Below are 1,451 nucleotides of genomic sequence, written 5' to 3'. Positions count from 1 at the left end.
CTGCAGAACACCCTCCAGGATGTGCTGAAGGATGAACGGGCTCGCGGACTCGATCGGGAACGCCGATCCGGCCTCACCCAGCAAGAGCAGCAAGTTCTCCTCACCGAGCTCGACGCGTAACAACCCCACCGAAACCTAGTCAAACCACCTCCAAGACGTCACAGGTTTGATTCCCGTAGGGGGTTCCCGTGTGACACACTTGGAGCTCCATGTCGTGAGGGCTTTCGCACTTGAATTGCTTCGTTGTGTGTCCGTCCGGTAGGGCTGCTGCCGGTTAGGTTGAACCATGACTGATGAAAACAAGACTTGGCACCAGGAGCATAAAGACTCGTTGACCAAAGGCCAACGGGCCGCCGACCTCATGCGGAACGGGATGGGAAGCTGGCCCTTCGTCGGAGGTTTCATCGGCTTCATGATCATCTGGGCCGCTGTTAATACTTTGGTTCTGGCATCGAAGGCTTGGGATCCCTACCCCTACATCCTGCTCAACCTGTTCCTCTCGATGCTCGCCGGGCTGCAGGGCGCCATTTTGCTTATCGCCGCGAAACGGCAGGACGCCATCGCCGGTGTGATGGCGCAGCATGATTACGACACGAACCTGAAAGCCGAGAAAGAAATTCAGGAACTCATGACCATCAACCGCCAACAGCTTGAGATCCTAGCCGAGCTGAAAGCTATGGGCGCCACCCCGCGGACTTGACAGCCATCACTGCGTTTCAAAATGAATGAGAACTGCTGGAGTTCGCCCTCACTCGACCCACAGCAACGGGTAACCGAACTGCAGAGCAGGTCCGAAGGTCACCCAAATCGTCAGCGGGCTCATTTTGTAATCAAGCGACTTGTCACGCTGCTGATATCGGTTCACGATGAGCTATGGCCCTGATCACTGCGCGTAGTTCTTCGTCCAGCCGACACCCTCATGACTGGGGACGTTCTGTTGCAATCGCGCTCGAGAGCTTGGTCGCGCAGTCGCAGGGTGCTCAGACGGATCTGGAAACATCAGAATTGTTCGGTGCTGACCTGGCATTGCGTATCGAACCACTGGCGACCGGTGTCTCGATCACGCTCGTGTGGGACCGCCCGGACGCACAACATCTCTAGCCAACGCAACGCGGCAGAAGAAATAATGGCCGGTAAACCGCGTCACCTTTTTCTACCAACAATTTTTCAATCAAGACCGGTTCGCGACACTCCGATCGTAGAGGCGGCGAGTTCGCGAGACCGCGGTCGCAGTGTCAGTGAGGGTTGGCGAGTTCAACCGGTCGTTGCAACACTCCATTTTTGAGAGGTGCTGTCGATGCGGTCAAAGTTCGAGCTGATGGAGATGCAGGCACGGTTCTGGGTATTGATGGCCCAAGGGTCACGGCTGACGGCGGCGTGTGATGCTGTGGGAGTGAATCGACAAACTGGACGGCGTTGGCGTCAAGCAGCAGGGGGTCGGATCCCTCGTC

General features: G+C 56.9%; 2 protein-coding genes. Both read left to right on the top strand.

Features of this window, described 5'->3' with window-relative positions; translation table 11 throughout:
• Nucleotides 1–286: 286 nt before the first annotated feature.
• Complete coding sequence (locus JF66_RS20385; RefSeq protein WP_035880752.1) at nt 287–700, top strand: DUF1003 domain-containing protein; 414 nt, start codon at nt 287–289, stop codon at nt 698–700.
• Nucleotides 701–1,297: 597 nt separating this feature from the next.
• On the top strand, nt 1,298–1,451 hold a 154-nt coding region (locus JF66_RS25495), incomplete at its 3' end, for a helix-turn-helix domain-containing protein (RefSeq protein ID WP_369798082.1).

Source organism: Cryobacterium sp. MLB-32, from assembly GCF_000738085.1.
Lineage (GTDB): Bacteria > Actinomycetota > Actinomycetes > Actinomycetales > Microbacteriaceae > Cryobacterium.
This window is presented reverse-complemented; position numbering and strand designations above follow the sequence as displayed.

What these genes read in the sequence shown, in the direction of transcription:
- JF66_RS20385 (WP_035880752.1), top strand. Translation starts at nt 287, where the DNA reads ATGACTGATGAAAACAAGACTTGGCACCAGGAGCATAAAGACTCGTTG.